13 protein-coding genes and 2 pseudogenes are annotated in these 17,155 nt (G+C 62.8%); 9 read left to right on the forward strand and 6 right to left on the reverse strand.

Annotated elements, in window-relative coordinates; translation table 11 throughout:
* Positions 1-4: 4 nt before the first annotated feature.
* From R2J75_RS15500 to R2J75_RS15520, 5 genes are read right to left on the reverse strand one after another with little or no spacing between them, the layout of a single operon-like run.
* Positions 5-1,099, reverse strand: a complete 1,095-nt coding sequence (locus tag R2J75_RS15500; RefSeq protein WP_243335817.1) for an ABC transporter permease — start codon at positions 1,097-1,099, stop codon at positions 5-7.
* A 3-nt stretch (positions 1,100-1,102) separates the two neighbouring features.
* A complete protein-coding gene (locus R2J75_RS15505; RefSeq protein ID WP_243335819.1) occupies positions 1,103-2,209 on the reverse strand; it encodes an ABC transporter permease in 1,107 nt (368 codons plus the stop codon).
* Entirely contained in the window at positions 2,206-3,936 is a 1,731-nt protein-coding gene (locus R2J75_RS15510) for an ATP-binding cassette domain-containing protein (RefSeq protein WP_243335821.1), read from the reverse strand. Before R2J75_RS15510 ends, R2J75_RS15505 begins: the two co-directional genes overlap by 4 nt.
* Positions 3,933-4,913 (reverse strand): secretion protein HlyD, encoded by a 981-nt coding sequence (hlyD, locus tag R2J75_RS15515; protein WP_316410535.1) that lies wholly within the window; start codon positions 4,911-4,913, stop codon positions 3,933-3,935. The genes R2J75_RS15510 and hlyD overlap by 4 nt, the downstream gene beginning before the upstream one ends.
* Complete coding sequence (locus R2J75_RS15520; protein WP_243335827.1) at positions 4,910-5,590, reverse strand: TetR/AcrR family transcriptional regulator; 681 nt, start codon at positions 5,588-5,590, stop codon at positions 4,910-4,912. The genes hlyD and R2J75_RS15520 overlap by 4 nt, the downstream gene beginning before the upstream one ends.
* A gap of 501 nt (positions 5,591-6,091) precedes the next feature.
* Between R2J75_RS15520 and R2J75_RS15525 the strand changes: the two genes are divergently transcribed.
* From R2J75_RS15525 to R2J75_RS15540, 4 genes are all read left to right on the forward strand, one after another.
* The gene (locus tag R2J75_RS15525; protein ID WP_243335829.1) at positions 6,092-7,231 is read left to right on the forward strand and encodes a Fic family protein; all 1,140 of its coding nucleotides are present in this window, start codon (positions 6,092-6,094) and stop codon (positions 7,229-7,231) included.
* Between the two features lie 158 nt (positions 7,232-7,389).
* Entirely contained in the window at positions 7,390-8,727 is a 1,338-nt protein-coding gene (locus tag R2J75_RS15530; RefSeq protein WP_316410509.1) for an IS1380 family transposase, read from the forward strand.
* A 677-nt stretch (positions 8,728-9,404) separates the two neighbouring features.
* The gene (locus tag R2J75_RS15535) at positions 9,405-9,878 is read left to right on the forward strand and encodes a hypothetical protein (RefSeq protein ID WP_316410536.1); all 474 of its coding nucleotides are present in this window, start codon (positions 9,405-9,407) and stop codon (positions 9,876-9,878) included.
* Between the two features lie 8 nt (positions 9,879-9,886).
* The gene (locus R2J75_RS15540; protein ID WP_316410537.1) at positions 9,887-12,289 is read left to right on the forward strand and encodes an ABC transporter permease; all 2,403 of its coding nucleotides are present in this window, start codon (positions 9,887-9,889) and stop codon (positions 12,287-12,289) included.
* Positions 12,290-12,672: 383 nt separating this feature from the next.
* Here R2J75_RS15540 and R2J75_RS15545 read toward each other — a convergent pair.
* Positions 12,673-12,894: pseudogene (locus R2J75_RS15545) on the reverse strand (hypothetical protein); the annotation flags it as partial.
* Between the two features lie 107 nt (positions 12,895-13,001).
* Between R2J75_RS15545 and R2J75_RS15550 the strand changes: the two are divergent.
* The 5 genes and pseudogenes from R2J75_RS15550 (at position 13,002) to R2J75_RS15570 (ending at position 17,146) form a co-directional block, all read left to right on the forward strand.
* The gene (locus tag R2J75_RS15550; protein WP_316410538.1) at positions 13,002-13,307 is read left to right on the forward strand and encodes a hypothetical protein; all 306 of its coding nucleotides are present in this window, start codon (positions 13,002-13,004) and stop codon (positions 13,305-13,307) included.
* A 225-nt stretch (positions 13,308-13,532) separates the two neighbouring features.
* Positions 13,533-14,333, forward strand: a pseudogene (locus R2J75_RS15555) (transposase); the annotation flags it as partial.
* A 290-nt stretch (positions 14,334-14,623) separates the two neighbouring features.
* Positions 14,624-15,547 (forward strand): hypothetical protein, encoded by a 924-nt coding sequence (locus R2J75_RS15560; protein ID WP_316410539.1) that lies wholly within the window; start codon positions 14,624-14,626, stop codon positions 15,545-15,547.
* A 426-nt stretch (positions 15,548-15,973) separates the two neighbouring features.
* Positions 15,974-16,834, forward strand: coding sequence for a hypothetical protein (locus tag R2J75_RS15565; protein ID WP_316410540.1), 861 nt, complete (start codon positions 15,974-15,976; stop codon positions 16,832-16,834).
* Between the two features lie 111 nt (positions 16,835-16,945).
* Positions 16,946-17,146 carry a hypothetical protein gene (locus tag R2J75_RS15570; protein WP_316410541.1) on the forward strand — a complete coding sequence of 67 codons (201 nt, stop codon included), beginning with the start codon at positions 16,946-16,948 and terminating at the stop codon, positions 17,144-17,146.
* The last annotated feature ends 9 nt before the right edge of the window (positions 17,147-17,155 follow it).

Genomic DNA, 17,155 nt, shown 5'->3' on the forward strand with positions numbered 1-17,155 from the left:
TCGATCAGGCGATGTGGCGGCGGAAGAGGACCAGGGCCGCGGACAGGGTGCAGACGGCCACCGCCGCGAGGGGCCAGAGGTGGGGCAGCGCGTCCAGGAGCCCCCAGCCCTTCAGGAAGGTGCCCTTGGCGATGAGGATCACGTGGGTGAGCGGGTTGGCCTGGGCGATGGCCCGGAGCACCCAGGGCATGTTCTCGATGGGCGAGACGTAGCCCGAGAGCAGGACGGCGGGGCTCATGAAGGCGAACACCCCGAAGAAGGCCTGCTGCTGGTTCATGCACACCGAGCTGATGTAGAGCCCGATGCCCGAGAGGGCGATCCCGTAGAGGAGGATCCCCAGGAGGAGGGCCGGCAGGGACCCCGTGAAGGGCACCCCGAAGCCGAAGCGCGCCGCCGCGGCGATGAAGAGCCCCTGCAGGAAGGCCACCAGCACCCCGGGCACCGCCTTGCCCACCATGATGTAGGCGGGGGTGAGGGGCGATACGAGGAGCTGGTCGAAGGTCCCCTCCTCCCGCTCCCGCGCGACGGAGAGGCCCGCCACGAAGAGGCACCCGATCGTGGTGATGATGGCCACGAGGCTGGGCAGCACGTGCCAGGCCGAGTGCAGGTTCGGGTTGTGGAGGTGGCGCACCGTCACCGCCGAGGCGCCGCCCCCGCCCCGTTCCGCCGCGTAGCCGGCGATGACCTGGGTGGCGTAGCCGCCGGCGATCTGGGCGCTGTTGGAGCGCCGGCCGTCCAGGATCAGCTGCACCGGCGCGGACTGGCCCGCCGCGACGCGACGGCTGAAGTCCTGGGGGAAGGCGATGGCGATGAGGGCGTCCTCCGCGTCCACCCGCTCCCGCAGTTCGGCCTCGCTGCGCACGGGCAGGACGCGGGAGAAGGCCGAGGTCCTGGCCAGGCGCTGGACGATTTCCGTGGAGGCCGGCCCCGCGTCCTGGTCCAGGACGGCGAGCGTGGCGTTGCGGACCTCCATGGTGGCGGCGAAGGGGAACAGGATGGTCTGGAGGATGACCGGCGCGATGAGCATGCGCAGGGTCTTCCGGTCCCCGACCACGATCTGGAGCTCCTTGCGGATGAGGGCGATGAGGCGTCGGAACATGGCTCAGTCCAGGGTCCGCCGCGTCTTGCGGGCGGTGATGCCCAGCCAGAAGACCGTCAGCGCGGCCAGGGCGAGGGCGTTGGGGACGAGGACTTCCGGCAGGGTCCCCGCCTGGAAGAGGGTCGAGAGGGCGCGGGTGAAGTACCGGGCGGGGACGATGCGGGTGATGGCCCGGAGGACGACGGGCATGCTGGAGATCTCGAAGACGAAGCCGCTGAGCATCATGGCCGGCAGGAAGCCCGCGACCAGCGAGGCCTGGGCCGCGTTGAACTGGGTGGGCAGGACCGTGGACAGGAAGAGCCCGAAGCCCAGGGCGCATCCCAGGAAGAGCGTCGTGATCCCCCCGAGCGCCAGGATGGAGCCGTTGAAGGGCACCCCCAGCAGGAACACGGCGACCGCGGTGCAGAGGGCCATCGCCGCCATGCCCAGCACGTAGTAGGGGATGATCTTGGAAAGCAGCAGCTCGGCCTTGGTGACGGGGGTGGCCAGGAGGGCCTCCATCGTACCGCGCTCCCACTCGCGGGCCACCACCAGGGAGGTGAGGAGGGCCCCGATGATCGTCATGACCACGGCGATGGAGCCGGGCACCAGGAAGTTGCGACTCACGGTGTCGGGGTTGAACCAGGCCCGCTGCCGCACCTCGGGACCCGCCCCGCCCCCGCCCCGCCAGCGGTCGAAGGCGCCCTGGACGTAGCTGGAGACGAAATTGGCGGTGTTGGGCTCGGCGCCGTCGGTGAGCACCTGGAGGGCGCCCCCCCTGCCCTGCAGCACCCGGGCCGAGAAGTCGTTGGGGATGACCACCGCGCCCCGCGCGTCGCCCCGGCCCAGTTCCCCCATGAGCTCCGCGCGGGAGCCCACCCGGTGGACGGCGAAGGCGGGCGAGCCCGAGAGGGCCTGCTCGAAGCGCACCGCCGCGGGGCCGTCGTCCAGCCGCAGCACCGCCACCGGCACGTGGTCCATGTCCAGGTTGATGCCGAAGCCGTAGAGGAAGAGCAGGATCACCGGCAGCACGAAGGCGATCAGGATGCTGGAGGGATCCCGCACGATCTGGAAGGACTCCTTGCGGCAGAGCGCGAAGAGCCGCCTGGGGGAGACGCCGGGGATCCTCATGCCTCGGCCTCCCGGATGAGCCCGATGAAGGCGTCCTCCATGGTCGGATCCGGCAGGTCCGGGCCCGCGACCCGGGCCTTGAGGGCGTCGGGCGGCCCGAGGGCGATCATCTTCCCCCGGTAGACCAGGCCGATGCGGTCGCAGTACTCCGCCTCGTCCATGAAGTGCGTGGTGACGACGATGGTCACGCCCTTGTTGGCGAGGCCGTGGATGTGGTTCCAGAACTCCCGGCGCGTCACCGGATCGACGCCCGACGTGGGCTCGTCCAGGAAGAGCACCTGCGGCTCGTGCATGACGGCGCAGGCCAGGGCCAGCCGCTGCTTGAAGCCCAGGGGCAGGTCCCCGGCGGGCATGTCCAGGTAGGGCTCCAGGTCGAAGGCCTCGATCATCTGGGCGGTCTTGCGCGCGAGCTGCGCCCCCTCCAGGCCGTAGATCCGCGCGAAGAACTCCAGGTTCCTCCGCACCGGGAGCTGGCCGTAGAGGCTGAACTTCTGCGCCATGTAGCCAAGGCGCTGGCGCGCCGCGGCGGGGCTCTTCTTGAGGTCGATGCCCATCACCTCCGCCAGGCCCGAGGTCGGCTTGAGGAGGCCGCACTTCATCTTGAACGTGGTGGACTTCCCCGCCCCGTTGGGGCCCAGCAGCCCGAAGATCTCGCCCCGGGCCACGCTGAAGCTCACATGGTCCGTGGCCGTGAAGTCCCCGAAGCGCCGCGTCAGGTCCTGGGCCCGCACCACCGCGCCGAGGTCCACCCCGGCGGGGAGCTCGTGGGGCTCCGTCAGGTCGGCCAGGGCCGAATCCCCGCCGGGCCCGCCCCCGAGCAGGTCGATGAAGGCGTCCTCCAGGCGCGGGGCCGCGGGCGCGAAGTCCGCCCCCGGGGCCGCCCCCAGCGCCGCCAGGTCGGGGAAGCGCCCCGCCTCCCGCAGCACGATGCGCACCCGCGCGCCCTGGATGGCCCCGTCGATGACCTCCGGCGCGTTCAGCACCCGGTGGAAGATCGCGCGCGCGGCGCCGGCCAGCCCCTGGATGTGCCAGGTGCGCCCCGCCATGGCCGCCATGAGCTGGGCGGGGGGCCCGCTCGCCTTGATGCGCCCTTCGTTCATGAGCCGCACGTCATCGCACAGCTCCGCCTCGTCCAGGTAGGCCGTGCTCCAGACCACGGTCATGCCGCCGGCGGCCAACGCCCGCACCATGCGCCAGAGCTCCCGGCGGCTGATGGGATCCACCCCCACCCCGGGCTCGTCCAGCAGCAGGACCTCAGGCTGCCCGAGCAGGGAACAGGCCAGGCCCAGCTTCTGCTTCATGCCGCCCGAAAGCTTGCCCGCCGGCCGGGAGGTGAACCGGGCGAGGTCCGTGAAGGCCAACAGCTCCCCGAAGGCCCGGTTCCGGGCCTCCCCGGTCACGTGCCGCAGATCCGCGTAGAGCCGCAGGTTCTCCAGCACCGACAGGTCCTCGTAGAGGCCGAACTTCTGGGGCATGTAGCCGATGCGCTCCCGCAATTCCGGGCTCTGGGCCCCCGGGTCCATGCCCAGGAGGCGCACCGTCCCCTCCGTGGGCCGGAAGAGCCCCGCCAGGGCCCGCAGGAACGTCGTCTTCCCCGCCCCGTCCGGGCCCACGAGGCCCGTGATGGTGCCCGCGGCCATGGCCGTGTCCAGGCGGTCCAGGGCCGGCCGCGCCATGCCCGGGAACGTCTTGAGCAGGCCCCGGACCTCGATGGCGGATTCGTTCATTTCGCGAGCCTCACCGTGACGGGCATCCCCTGGCGCAGGGCCGGGTCGGGATCACTGACGACCACCCGGATCCGGTAGACCAGGGCCGTCCGGAGATCGGCGGTCTCCACCGTCTTGGGCGTGAACTCCGCCGTCGGCGAGACGAAGCCCACCACCCCGTGGTAGACCTTGGCCGGGTCCAGGTCCGTGTGCAGCGTCACCGCCGTGCCCGTGTTGAACCGGCCCAGCACGGGTTCCTCCACGTAGGCGCGGACCCAGACGGGACGGGTGAGGCTCAGGCTGAAGCCCGGGGCCCCCGCCAGCACCATGGAGCCCTTCTCCACCGCGCGGGTGAGGATCACCCCGTCGCTGGGCGCCGTGAGGCGGGCGTCGCGCAGGTTCAGGCGCGCCGTCTCCAGGGCGGCCTGGGCCTGGCGGAGCTGGCCGTCGGATTCGGCGATCTCCTCCTTGCGGTAGCCCGCCTCCAGGCGGCGCAGGTCCTCCTCGGTGGCCTTCAGGGCGGCCGCGGTCTGGTCCCGCTGGGCCAGGGCGGCGTCCAGGGCCTTCTGGGACGAGGCCCCCTCCGGCTGCAGGGTGCGCTGCCGGGCCCACTGCCGTTCCGCCTCCGCCGCCCCCGCCCGGGCCTGGTCCCGGCGCGCCCGGGCCTGGGCCACGTCCTCCGCGCGGTAGCCCCGGTGCAGCAGCGCGTTCCGCGCCGCCACCGCCGCGGCGGTGGACTCCGCCGCCGCGAGGGCGTTGCGCAGCGGCTCCTCGTCCAGGACCGCGATCAGGTCCCCGGCCTTCACCGCGGAACCTTCGTCCACCTGGATCCCGGCCACCCGCCCCCCCACGCGGAAGGCCAGGCTCACCTCCCGGATGTCCACGTTCCCGTAGAGGGTCGTCCGGGCCGAGGCCCGGGAAGCGCGGCACGCGTAACCCGCCCCCAGCCCGGCCACGGCCAGGACGGCGACGGGAATCAGGATCTGCTTCTTGATCATCGGAGCTCCTCGGGGGCGATCAGGGCCGGGGGGAAGGGCAGCGGCTGGGTCGGATCGACGGCGATCCCCCGCCAGTAGACGTCGAGCCAGATCCGCTCGGCCCGGTCCAGGGCCTCGGCCGGATCCAGCCGGGTGAACGCGGGGGCCATCACCGGAACCAGATCCAGGATCTCGGCCTCCATGCGCATGAGGAACAGGGTGGCCAGGATGGGGGGCAGGTCCGGGCGCACCTCGCCCCGGCGCTGGCCCCGGCGGAAGATGGCCCGCATCGCCACCTGGGCCCCCAGGAGGCGCCGGCCCACCGCATTGGCCATGCTCGGCCCCCCCTGGAGCACCTGCCCCTTGACCAGGCTCCGCAGGCCCGGATCCGACGCATGCTCCCGGAAGATCCGGATCACCTCCCAAAGCTTCTGGATCGTGGTGCGCGGGTCCCGGGGATTGGCGAGGCGGCGGATCTTCCGGATCACGGGCGGCAGGCGCTCGTCCAGGACCGCCTCGAAGATCGCATCCTTGTTTTCGTAGTAATAGTAAATAAGCGATGCGTCGCAGCCGGCCTCCCGGGCGATTGCACGCATGCTCGCCCCGTCCAACCCTTCCCGGGCGAACACCCGGAGCGCCGCGGCCAGGAGGCTTCCCTGGTCAAGGCGGGCATGCTTGGGACGGCGGGGCGTGGGCACGGGGGCTCCTGCGTTCAACACCCGTTCAATATGGAGCGGAGCGAGCGGGGATGCAAGGAATATTTCAACAGCCGTTGAACACCCCTCGAACCGACCGTCCCGCCGGAGCCCCTCCCACCGGATCCTCCGCAGGACGGGAGCGCCCCCCTGCTGCCGGCCCACCCCAAAGCATGCACGGCCCTCGGCAGGCTGGATGGCGTCGCGGCCCTGCTTCCGGATCCAGGATGCGAGCGCCAACGGAGAACCCAGGGTCGGTGTCGTCGTGAATGGCCTGCGATTTTGCGGGAACACCGGCCACCAAGCCAGGAAGCAGGATGCCATCAGGGTGGCCGATTCCTACGCCAAGGTTGGTAGGGAGATGGCCATGGGGGGGCCTTGCCACCCGTGCAGGGTGGCACGCCGTCCTTCCCCTGGTGAATCTGACCCAAAGGGCCTATTTTGATTTTGGGGGAAAATGAAAATTTGTTTCTCCCCTGTTTCGATTCCTGGAATAAGCCCCCTATGCGACGAGAACCAACCGGTTCCTACCTTGTCCAAACCACGCTCGGGGAGGAGGTCCACGCCTTCCTTCCGAAGCCCCTTCCGCCGGATCCTCCCATCCAGTGGAGTACCTCACTTCTGCAGAGGCATCAGAGGGCCTCAGCCGCCCTTGGCCGCCTTGACGGAGTGACCGCCTTTCTCCCGCATCCCGCAATGTTCCTATACAGCTACGTCCGGAAGGAAGCGGTTCTTTCCTCTCAGATCGAAGGCACCCAGTCGTCACTTTCCGACCTCCTTGCCTACGAGAACCTCCAGGCCCCTGGCGTCCCGATGGAAGACGTGGTCGAGGTCTCAAATTACGTGGCCGCCCTTGACCATGGCCTGGGCAGGCTCCGGGGAGGTTTTCCGCTGTGCCTTCGGCTTGTGCGGGAGATCCACGAGGTGCTTCTTTCAAAGGGGCGTGGTAGCGGGAAACATCCAGGTGAGTTCAGGCGCTCCCAGAATTGGATCGGAGGTAGTCGGCCGGGAAACGCAACGTTCGTGCCCCCTCCACATGAATGCCTTCCCGATTGCCTTTCGTCGTGGGAATCCTTTCTGCACTCGGACATGGACCCACTGACAAAGGCCGCATTGGCTCATCTTCAGTTTGAAACACTTCATCCCTTTTTGGACGGCAACGGACGCGTTGGCCGCCTCCTGGTATCCCTCATCCTTTGCCAGGAGGGGGTCCTGCGTGAGCCCATGCTTTATCTCAGCCTTTTCCTGAAGAGCCACCGCACCCGTTACTACGCACTGCTCCAGGAGGTGAGGGAAGACGGCGATTGGGAAGCCTGGCTGGACTTCATGTTCCAGGGGATGGCCGAAACCGCCCAGGGTGCAGTGACCGTGGCGAAACGGCTGCTTGACCTGTTTGAAAAGGACATCAGGACGATTCAATCGAAGGGAATGGCGGCCTCAGCCTTCCAAGTCCACCGTTACTTGCAAGAGCACCCTATCGCCTCTTCTCCCACCATCTGCCGGGAAGAGAACCTGGCTCCATCTACCGTGAACAACGCCTTGGCCAACCTCGAAAGGGCCGGCCTCATCCGCGAAATCACGGGAAGCGCCAGAAATCGACTTTATGCCTACAGTGAGGTTCTGGATCTCCTGAACGAGGGATAGAGCGTTCCGCATCGGTACACCGGAATCCGGGGGGTCGCCCCCTACTATCTTCCTGAGTCCGTGCAATCCGCCTGCGGCGAATCTCCGGAAACCCAATATCCATGAGGGTTTGGTACCATTGTAGTCGGGTGATCGGTGTCACCCAACGGGTGACCCGAATGGAAATCAAGTTCATCAAGTCTGAGAAGATGGAACTGGTTGGAGGCGCAGGGCTTGCCTTGGTGGGCCAGATCCTGAACCGGTGCACGACCCTGGGCAAGGATCTCACCCGGCAGTTCCCCAAGCGGACCGGAGCCGTGCCGACCGGCGACGTGGCTTTGGCCTACGTCGCAACCCTCTGCACGGGGAAGAGCGACTTCGAGGCCGTCTCGACCCTGGAGGACAAGGTGCTCGCGCCGGAGAGCCTGGGCCTTCAGGCCTTCCCCTCGCCGGTCACCGTCCGGCAGCGGCTGGACGAAGGGGCGGACCTCTACATGCCCTACGTACAGAAAGCCACCGGCGACCTCCTACGCAAGAGCAAGGCCCCGATCACCGCCCTCTCCACCGGGCACGTGGCCCTGGACGTCGATGTCACCCCGCTGGACAACTCCAACTCCAAGAAGGAAGGCATCGGCTGGACCTACAAGCAATTCGAGGGCTACGCGCCCATCGCCGCCTACCTGGGCGAGGAGGGCTGGGCCCTGGGCTTCGAATTGCGGGAGGGGACCCAACACTCGCAGAAGGAGACCCCCGCGTTCCTGGCGCGGGTGAGCGCCCTCGCCAAGAAACTGGTGAGCGGGAGGAGGATCCTGCTCCGCATGGATTCCGGCAACGACGCATTGGAGAACTACGCCCTGGCTGCCGAGGAAGGCATCGACTACCTGGTCAAGCACAACTGGCGCACGGAGAACCTGGAGGTCTGGGCGGACAAGGCCGCGGGCATGCCGGAATCCGCCTGGAGCCACCCCCGGGAAGGGAAGCGGGTGGTGCGCTTCTCGGAGCGGATGGAACGAACGGTGAAGTTCAAAGGCGAGGAAAGGGTTGTTCGCTACCGGATGGTGGTGGAGGTTTCCGAGCGCACCACGGACGCCAAGGGCAACGCCCTGCTGCTCCCCCTGGTGGGCGTGGATGCCTGGATCACCAGCCTGGACCTGCCGGAAGCCGACGTGGTCGCCATCTACCGGGACCACGGCACGAGCGAGCAGTTCCATTCCGAGATGAAGGGAGAACTCGATCTGGAGCGGCTTCCCAGCGGCAAGTTCATGACCAACGCCCTCATCCTGGAGATGGGCGTCCTGGCCTACAACGTCCTGCGCCTCATGGGGCAGATCGGCCTGAAGGGGTACAAGCAGCGGCACGAGAGCAAGCGTCGCCGCATCCGGACGGTGATCCAGGAACTGCTGTGCGTGGCGGCACGGGTCGTTCACCACGCGGGCCAGGTGGCCTACAAGTTCGGGCGGACCTGTCTGGCCTTCGACCGGCTGGTCCTGCTCCGAGCCCATTTCTGCGGCGCCTGACGGCCTCCACGCTCTCGATCGGATGCCTCCAGAAACCACCGGCGTCAGGCCGGAGGACCATCCGGAATTTGGGGTATCCCGCCAAACGCCCCTGTTTCCCGGCCCACGAAGGGACCGTGAAGGTGCGAAGGCGGCCTTCGACATCTCAACCCGGCGCCTGGTCGGCGACAATGGCCCCATTCGGAGCGTGTTCCGTCGGATCCCGCAGGGATCCGCACGGATTCACGATCTTGTGTACCTCATACTTGAAAAGTTTCATCAAGTTACTGATTTATTTGCTGGTTGTACGTATTGAAGGGCCGACTAATTTAAGTCACGCTACTTTCCGGGGAGCCGATGGATTTTGGTCTGTTCTCGGAGACTCTATTTTTTCTTGCTATTGGCTCATTTCTATATAAGATGCCTCAAAACCCTGCTACCTTGACCACCCTTATCCGAGACAACAGTCGGGTAGCCCTTCTTTCTGGAGAGACAAGGTCTAGAATCACGAGCCTCCTGCTTGTCGGGTTGCTTCTGGGTGCAACCATCCCACCTGCTGCTGCCGACTGCCCTATGGTCATTGGGTGCCAGCTGGTATCCGTAAAGATAGTTATTACCAAAAATGATAATGGCACCACCTCGTCTGTAACGGAAGTCACCTATCGCTGTTAGTAACTAATAGAAGGATGGAGGGCTGTATGGTTGTTTTTCCAATGCTCATCGGATTCGCTGCTGCAGCTGTTGTGCCAGAAATTCATAATGTGGCTGTTGTTCATCGTTTATCGGTGAGTGGTTCGGTAGATACAAAATACCGCCCTCCATTCAATTACAAAGTTGTCTTCAAGGTCAAATCTTCCCGCCTGACCAGTGAAAGCCCGATATACAAGGTACGGTTAGTCGTTAAGGAACCAAATTTTTCAAAATTGGAAACATTTCGCGACACAGACTGGTTGCAACTAGCGGTTAATGAAGACCTGAAAAAGCCTGTTGAATTAGAGATCTTCGAATGCAAGATGATAGATCGTGACGGAAGAGAAATTATTAACCTGTCACACCCCGAGTCGCCCAAACTATTTGTTTATCGGAATCTAAACCTGATAACTTTCTCTATAGACATCAAGCTTCCCGGAGCCTTTAGGGTTACATCAGAATTGAACCTTACCCCAAACTAGGACTTCAGGTGACCGAGAATACATCGTCAAATCCTTGTGGGATTGCATTGGCATTCCTTTTAAAGTTATTTGAGGCCGGCTACCGTGGACGGCGCTTGATCCTCATTTCTTCACTTCTTTTGTCCTTTGGGCTCGGCACGGTTGGCGTCTTTGCAGCAGTCCTGCTTGCTTTTGGGCGAGAGCCCATTCCGGTGCGAGATCCAGGATGTTTAGGAGTCATCCGGGTTTATCGGGGCGGGAAGGACACCGCTTCTATGTCCGAACCAGATCTTTTGGATCTAAAGGCCGAAGGAGATTTGTTTCAATTTGTATCATCCTACCGGGTTGATTTTATGGCCGTTGGGGTGAAAGGCATAGGCAAGGCAGCGCGTATAGCGTCCGTCTCGGACGGATTCTTTAAATGCCTCGGGATCCTCCCTAGTTATGGGGTTATTGATGTAGACGACGATCATTTTGTATTTGTTAGCAATCGCTGGTGGAAACAGCACCTTCAAAGCGATACCGGGGTTATCGGGAATGTTCTTACCATCAATCAAGTTCCTTTTGTTATTCGTGCCATTCTTCCTGAAGGATTCAACGGGATTGTGCCCGATGAGTATATAGATTTATGGATTTCCGACTCCGCAAGAAATGGGATAGAGATAGCCACCGGCGCCCTTGACTTAAGGACGAACCGGGGAGCAAGGACCAAGCGTGATGTAATTGCAAGAACCCATCGCGGCGCATCCCAAAAGGGAATTGAACAGAGACTTGCCAAGTTATCCCAAGTATTGCAGACAGAATACCCGGAAACAAATAGAAATATTGAGTTTAGATGGGAATCTTATTCATCCTATCGACTAGCGTCAATTCGTAGGGTTATCCCCAATCCTGCAACAATTTTAGCGGCCGGAATTACAATCCTGGCCTTAGTTATATTGAATATGGCGTGTCTACACATCATTTATGGCAGAGCGCGAATTGGGAATCTGGCGATTCGGATGGCTCTAGGCGCAAGTTTTTTTGAAGGCATTCAAACAAACATTTTTGAAGTTTTCTATATTTGGCTCCTTGGCATTGGCGGCGGGGTGGCGGTTTCGCTTCTAGGGGCAAAAGCAATCTTTGCACTTGCCCCCATTAAGGATACTAGTTTTATTCCCGTTCTGGCTCCGAATTGGACCTTGATTACTTTTTTGTCTGTCTTTTCGTTGCTGGGGACTTTGGCTGGAGTATTCCCGGCGATTAAAATGTTGTGTCAAGTTGATCTTGTATCCGCTTTGGGGAATGGGTCCAAGGGTTCTTCGCGCCATGGAGCCAAGAGTCTTGGAATGACAATCATGATTCAATTTGCAGTGTGCATATCACTGCTGGCAGGGACATTAACTGCATTTGCCTCCTTGCAGGCCGGATTTAATAAGCCTATTGGTTTGAATCCCGAGGGCCTTTGGACAGGATATTTTGAGCCCGGCGCACAAGGCAAAACACCTATAGAAGTGCAATTGTTAGCAAAAAAAGCAATGGATCGAGCGCTAAAAATACCAGAAGTAAGAGATGCCTGCATAATGTCCTATGCCCCATTGCAAGGTAAACTCACAATAGTTTCAATTCCCCATCCATCAACCGGAATTATTGAATTTATTTCAGTAGCCCAGGTTAGCCCTGGTTTAATTAAAACTCTCGGCGGCATCTTTGTTCGCGGTGAGGATCTAAAAGTGGGTCAGCAGGGTTGCTTGATATGTGAGTCGCTCGCAAATCATTGGTGGCCCGGACAAGACCCGGTAGGCGTGTCTATCAATGCCTATGGGAAGCAATTGACCATCGTCGGAGTTTTCAAGAATATCCCCTTGGCTTCCATTTCGGCCACGGAAATGCCGACTGTTCTCATTCCCTTTGAACTAGGTAATCCGTCAAGCTTTTCGATACTAGCTAGAGGCAAAGGTAACCTCGAAGTTAAGCTCACAGCAGCCTTAAATGGCATAGATGCTCAGGTTCCAACTCTAGGGGTTCGGAAATTCACGGACCTTTTGGGGGCACAATTACACTATCAGAGGCTTGGGTCTTGGGTTCTTGGAGTCCTCACCTTCGCAACACTTGTTCTTACCATAATTGGATCTTGGGGACTTGGCAATTTGGTCATTCAAGAGCGGCAACAGGAACTGAATATCCGCATGGCCCTTGGCGCAACTCCTAATTCGCTGCTTCAGCTTGTCTTAATGTATATTTCGGGATGGCTGGTCAAGGGCCTTGTAATTGGCCTATTGGCGACCTTGATATTAGGTCTGTGTTTAACGACAAGGCTCTATGGCTTCCCTTCTCCCCCTTGGGTCCAGCTCTGGCTTTGCTCCGGTTTGTTATTTGTCGCATCACTCCTGGGCGCATTTTTTTCCGTGCACCGGGGCGTAATCCTTGACCCTTCAAAATTATTGAGCTGAGAATGGGATAGAGCAGTTCTGCAATGTAAGTGGGTGAAGCAAATTTTATCCTTCACACGGAGATGGTAATCGCTTCTCGCCACAATTGTGTCGCGGAACCGGTCCTTTCTTGAACGGCGGGATGGGGTTTCAAGAGTTGAGTCCAGTCTTTTCTGCAAGTTCGCTCCAGTAGGGATTTCCTGAGACTTGGGAGGTCTGCCGAAGGCGGACCCCGACCGGCATGAATCCGCTGCTGCTGATCACCCGCTGTGGGGAATGTGGAGAACGCGCAGCGGTCTCCAGGCGCAGCTCGAGGCGGTGGGATGGCGGTGGGCAGGCCCGTAGGGTGGTTGTGTACAAAGGTTTCTGTATGTTAGTCGATCCTGCGAAACCCCTCCCGGCATTCAGAGGGCCCCAGAGGCCTCCCGATCGAGCCGGAGCACCTCCAGGTGACGACAGAGGGCTTGTAGGGCCTCCCAGGCGTTGCCGGTGAGCATGTACAAAAGGGCCCTGAGGCGGGCCAGGATCTTCCAGAGGTTGTGCCCGGCCCCGCAGAGGATCGCGTTGATCGCGTCCCCTGCCATGCCTTTGAGGAAGTTCCGTCCCAGCAACCCGTCTGCTTTCATCCTGACCTAAGCGCCGCCAACCAATTTCCCGCCTGAAACCCGCGTCATTTCTGGGAATTCGTCGCCACCTGCGATCACCCAATGGGTGCAGAGCCAGGAGTGGTGCGGTGTTCGAGATCGAGGGAATGAAGGTGGAGTTTGGCCGTCCGGTTTCTACAGATGGCGGCGTGGTGTTTGTGGCCCGGCGGATCCGCAGGTCCGCATGGTTCCGTGCCCTCCTTGCCGAACTGCTGCCGGTCATCTGTGCGATGAACGGTGATCGATATGGGTTCGCCGCGGAGCCCAAGCTGAAACGGAAATTGGTCGCCCTGATCGCCGGCATGGCGATGGGCTACCGCTCCGGCAAGGAGATCGCTGATGTCATCGGGGCCGACCGCCTTTGGCGGGAAATGCTCGGCGGGCGGGTCCCCTAGATCGATCTGTCCCGGCTCATTCAGGTCCTCTCCGGCCGCGGGCAAACGGCTCTGGACAAGGCCCTGGCAGGGTCGGCCGCCGATGGAGGGCGTCCCCTGCACTTGGATGGCGACTCCAGCCTCCTCGAATTGCACGGCAAGCAGGAGGGCGGAGCCTGGAATGGGCATTACAAGGACTTCGGCTATCACGCCGGATGACTCCTTGATCGCTCCGGCAGGCTCGCGGCCTTGTGGCTGATGGAGGGAAATGCCCATACAGCCCGGGGGCAGGCCGAGCGCCTGACCTGGATGCTGGAGGCCGGCCTTCCGGTGGCCTCCTACCGGGGCGACGCCGGAATGCTCAGCGCCCGGCTCATGAAGCTCCTGAACCAAGGCGGAGTGGACTTCACCATGCGCCTGCACGCCAATTCGAAGCTCGACGAACTGGCCCAGGATCTTTGTCCCGCCATTCCAAAGATGGGTGGGGCGGTGGCCTTCTCCGAGTTCCCATACCGGGCTGGAACCTGGGATCGGGAGCGGCGCGTGGTGGTCAAGTTCCAGGTGCCCCAGGACGAGAACGGTGCGCCTGCCCTGTTCACGGAGAACTTCTACTTCGTGACAACCCGCGAGGACGCTCCTGCGGAGGTCGTGGAGCATTACCTGGCCAGGGGCGAGGCGGAGCGCAGGATCGGAGAGTTCAAGGCGGCCTTCGAGCCCACCTTCCGGCACGCGGAGATGGACAAGAACCAGGTGTGGGCCAGCCTCCTGGCCCTGGCCCACAATGTCCTGGTGGACCTCCGGGAGCGCGTGAAGGGCGAACCGGAACTGAAGCCCAGGCCCAGCCTCAAGCCTCTCCGAGGCGGTTCGGGCTGGTCCGTCCTCGCCACCACCTACCAGTCCTCGCCGGTCCTGCCGAGCTTGGCCCGGTTCCGGGCCTTCACCCTCAAGCTGGCGAATGCCATCATGTGCCACGCTCGGCTACAGGTCCTGCGCCTCCATCCTCAGCATCTGAAGCCGGCCTGGCCATTCGCGCTCGCCCCGGCCTAAAGGCCATCGAGCACCCTACCGGCCGCGAGATCACCACAACATGAAGCCCTTGGCGGCTCGGCGAGGCGCAGGCTTGTTTTGGCGCGGGGCCATGAGTTGCTCAATACGCCGGTTCAAGGCCAATGGATTTGCGCTCGAAGGTGCGCTGAGCAGCTTGGTTTGGCGTTAACTGGGCCTTAGGTCAGGTTCAAGGCATGGGTTCGATGAATTGCGAGAACTGAGAACATGAGTGGTTCTGTGGCCTCCCTTCACATCGCGTCGCTAGACTTCCGCATGGAGGCCCCGGGCCGGTGCGCATCGCCAACCCCATCTATGACGTGGTGTTCAAGTACCTCCTCGACGACGAGAAGGTGGCCCGGCTCGTGCTGTCCGCCCTCCTGGGCAAGGAGGTGCTCGAGCTGCAGTTCCGGCCCACGGAAGTGCACCACGAGGCGGCCCGCCCCGACGCCACCCAGCTCCTGGTCTTGCGCATGGACTTTGCCGCCACGGTGCGCATGGAGGACGGCAGCCGCAAGCTGGTCCTGATCGAGATCCAGAAGGCCCGCAGCGCCTGGGACGTGCAGAGGTTCCGGCGCTACCTGGGCTCCAACTACGCCAGCCCGGAGAACGTCTACCTGGATCCGGAAGGCAAGAAGCACGCGTTGCCCATCGTGACCATCTACTTCCTGGGCGAAGGCCTGGAGTGCGTCGACGTGCCGGTGCTGAAGATCAACCGGCACTACCTGGACGTGGCCACGGGCGAGGAGGTGAAGATCACCGATCCCTTCGTGGAGGCGCTCACGCACGACGCCATCGTGGTCCAGGTCAACCGCCTGAAGAACCGCCGGCGCACCGAGCTTGAGCGGCTGCTGGAAGTGTTCGACCAGGGCCTGGCGTCCCGGACGGACCCGCACCTGCTGGACATCCTGGAGGAAAACTTCCCGGAGCGCCATCGCGAGGTGCTTCGTCGCCTCCTGCGCGCCAGCGCCGAACAGGAGGTGCGCGAGAAGATGGACGTGGAGGACGACATGCTGGCCGCGATCCGGGACCAGGCCCGGGAATCCTCGGACCTGCGCCAGGTCGTGGCCGACCAGGCACAAGCCTTGGCCGAGAAGGACCAGGCCTTGGCCGAGAAGGACCAGGCCCTGGCCGACCAGTCTCAGGCTCTGACTGAGAAGGACCGCCTAATCGCCGAACTGAAGCAACGCATAGGGCAACCGCCTCCTGGGCGGTAGTCCCCCATGTCCTGAAGCCAGGTGGGACGCGGGCTCTCGAAGATGGACTTCCCGTACGCGTGACTCCCGCGTGATTTAATGATTTCTTTTGATTTACGAAGGATTTCAAGGAGGCCCAATCGGATCGATCAAGGTGGGTTCATCCACTACGATGGAATGGTGAATGGCAGGCGATTTTGCGGAAACACCGGCCATCGGGACAAGAAGCAGGCCGCCATCTGGGTGGCCGACTTCAAGGCCGAGGTGCGAAAGGAGAGGGCCAACGAGGCCATCGCCAGGAAGGTTTTCCTGGAGGCGGAGGCTGCCAAGTAGCCTGCAAGGTCCGGTTCGCCGCTTCCGAGGCGTGACGAGAGCCAAGAGCATGAGTCGTTCCGTGGCTTCTCCTCGCGGAGGGTCGCTAGACTTCCCCCGGGAGGTCCCGGGCCGGTGCGCATCGCCAACCCCATCTATGACGTGGTGTTCAAGTACCTCCTCGACGACGAGAAGGTGGCCCGGCTCGTGCTTTCCGCCCTCCTGGGCAAGGAGGTGCTCGAATTGCAGTTCCGGCCCACGGAAGTGCACCACGAGGCGGCCCGGCCCGACGCCACCCAGCTCCTGGTCCTGCGCATGGACTTCGCCGCCACCGTGCGCATGGAGGACGGCAGCCGCAAGCTGGTCCTGATCGAGATCCAGAAGGCCCGCAGCGCCTGGGATGTGCAGCGGTTCCGGCGCTACCTGGGCAACAACTACGCCAGCCCGGAGAACGTCTACGTGGATCAGGAAGGCAAGAAGCACGCGTTGCCCATCGTGACCATCTACTTCCTGGGCGAAGGCCTGGAGTGCGTCGACGTGCCGGTGCTGAAGATCAACCGGCACTACCTGGACGTGGCCACGGGCGAGGAGGTGAAGATCACCGATCCCTTCGTGGAGGCGCTCACGCACGACGCCATCGTGGTCCAGGTCAACCGCCTGAAGAACCGCCGGCGCACCGAGCTTGAGCGGCTGCTGGAAGTGTTCGACCAGGGCCTGGCGTCCCGGACGGACCCGCACCTGCTGGACATCCTGGAGGAAAACTTCCCGGAGCGCCATCGCGAGGTGCTTCGTCGCCTCCTGCGCGCCAGCGCCGAACAGGAGGTGCGCGAGAAGATGGACGTGGAGGACGACATGCTGGCCGCGATCCGGGACCAGGCCCGGGAGTCCTCTGACCTGCGCCAGGTCGTGGCCGACCAGGCTCAGGCTCTGGCTGAGAAAGACCGCCTAATCGCCGAACTGAAGCAACGCATAGGGCAACTGCCTCCTGGGCGGTAGTCCCCCATGGCCCGAAGCGAGGTGGGACGCGGGCCTCCGAAGGTGGGCCCCTCGTACGCATGACTCCCGGGTGGCTTAATGATTTCTTTCGATTTACGAAAGATTTCAAGGATGTCCAATCGGATCGATCAAGGCGGGTTCATCCACTACGATGGGGTGGTGAATGGCAGGCGATTTTGCGGAAGCACCGGCCATCGGGACAAGAAGCAGGCCGCCATCTGGGTGGCCGACTTCAAGGTCGAGGTGCGAAGGGAGAGGGCCAACGAGGCCATCGCCAGGAAGGTTTTCCTGGAGGCGGAGGCTGCCAAGTAGCCTGCAAGG

It is taken from the genome of Mesoterricola sediminis (assembly GCF_030295425.1).
In the GTDB taxonomy this organism is placed as follows: domain Bacteria; phylum Acidobacteriota; class Holophagae; order Holophagales; family Holophagaceae; genus Mesoterricola; species Mesoterricola sediminis.

Bases quoted from the DNA above. Each gene is read 5' to 3' on its own strand.
- R2J75_RS15500 (WP_243335817.1), bottom strand. From the start codon at position 1,099: ATGTTCCGACGCCTCATCGCCCTCATCCGCAAGGAGCTCCAGATCGTG.
- R2J75_RS15505 (WP_243335819.1), bottom strand. From the start codon at position 2,209: ATGAGGATCCCCGGCGTCTCCCCCAGGCGGCTCTTCGCGCTCTGCCGC.
- R2J75_RS15510 (WP_243335821.1), bottom strand. From the start codon at position 3,936: ATGAACGAATCCGCCATCGAGGTCCGGGGCCTGCTCAAGACGTTCCCG.
- hlyD (WP_316410535.1), bottom strand. From the start codon at position 4,913: ATGATCAAGAAGCAGATCCTGATTCCCGTCGCCGTCCTGGCCGTGGCC.
- R2J75_RS15525 (WP_243335829.1), top strand. From the start codon at position 6,092: ATGCGACGAGAACCAACCGGTTCCTACCTTGTCCAAACCACGCTCGGG.
- R2J75_RS15530 (WP_316410509.1), top strand. From the start codon at position 7,390: ATGGAAATCAAGTTCATCAAGTCTGAGAAGATGGAACTGGTTGGAGGC.
- R2J75_RS15535 (WP_316410536.1), top strand. From the start codon at position 9,405: ATGGTTGTTTTTCCAATGCTCATCGGATTCGCTGCTGCAGCTGTTGTG.
- R2J75_RS15570 (WP_316410541.1), top strand. From the start codon at position 16,946: ATGTCCAATCGGATCGATCAAGGCGGGTTCATCCACTACGATGGGGTG.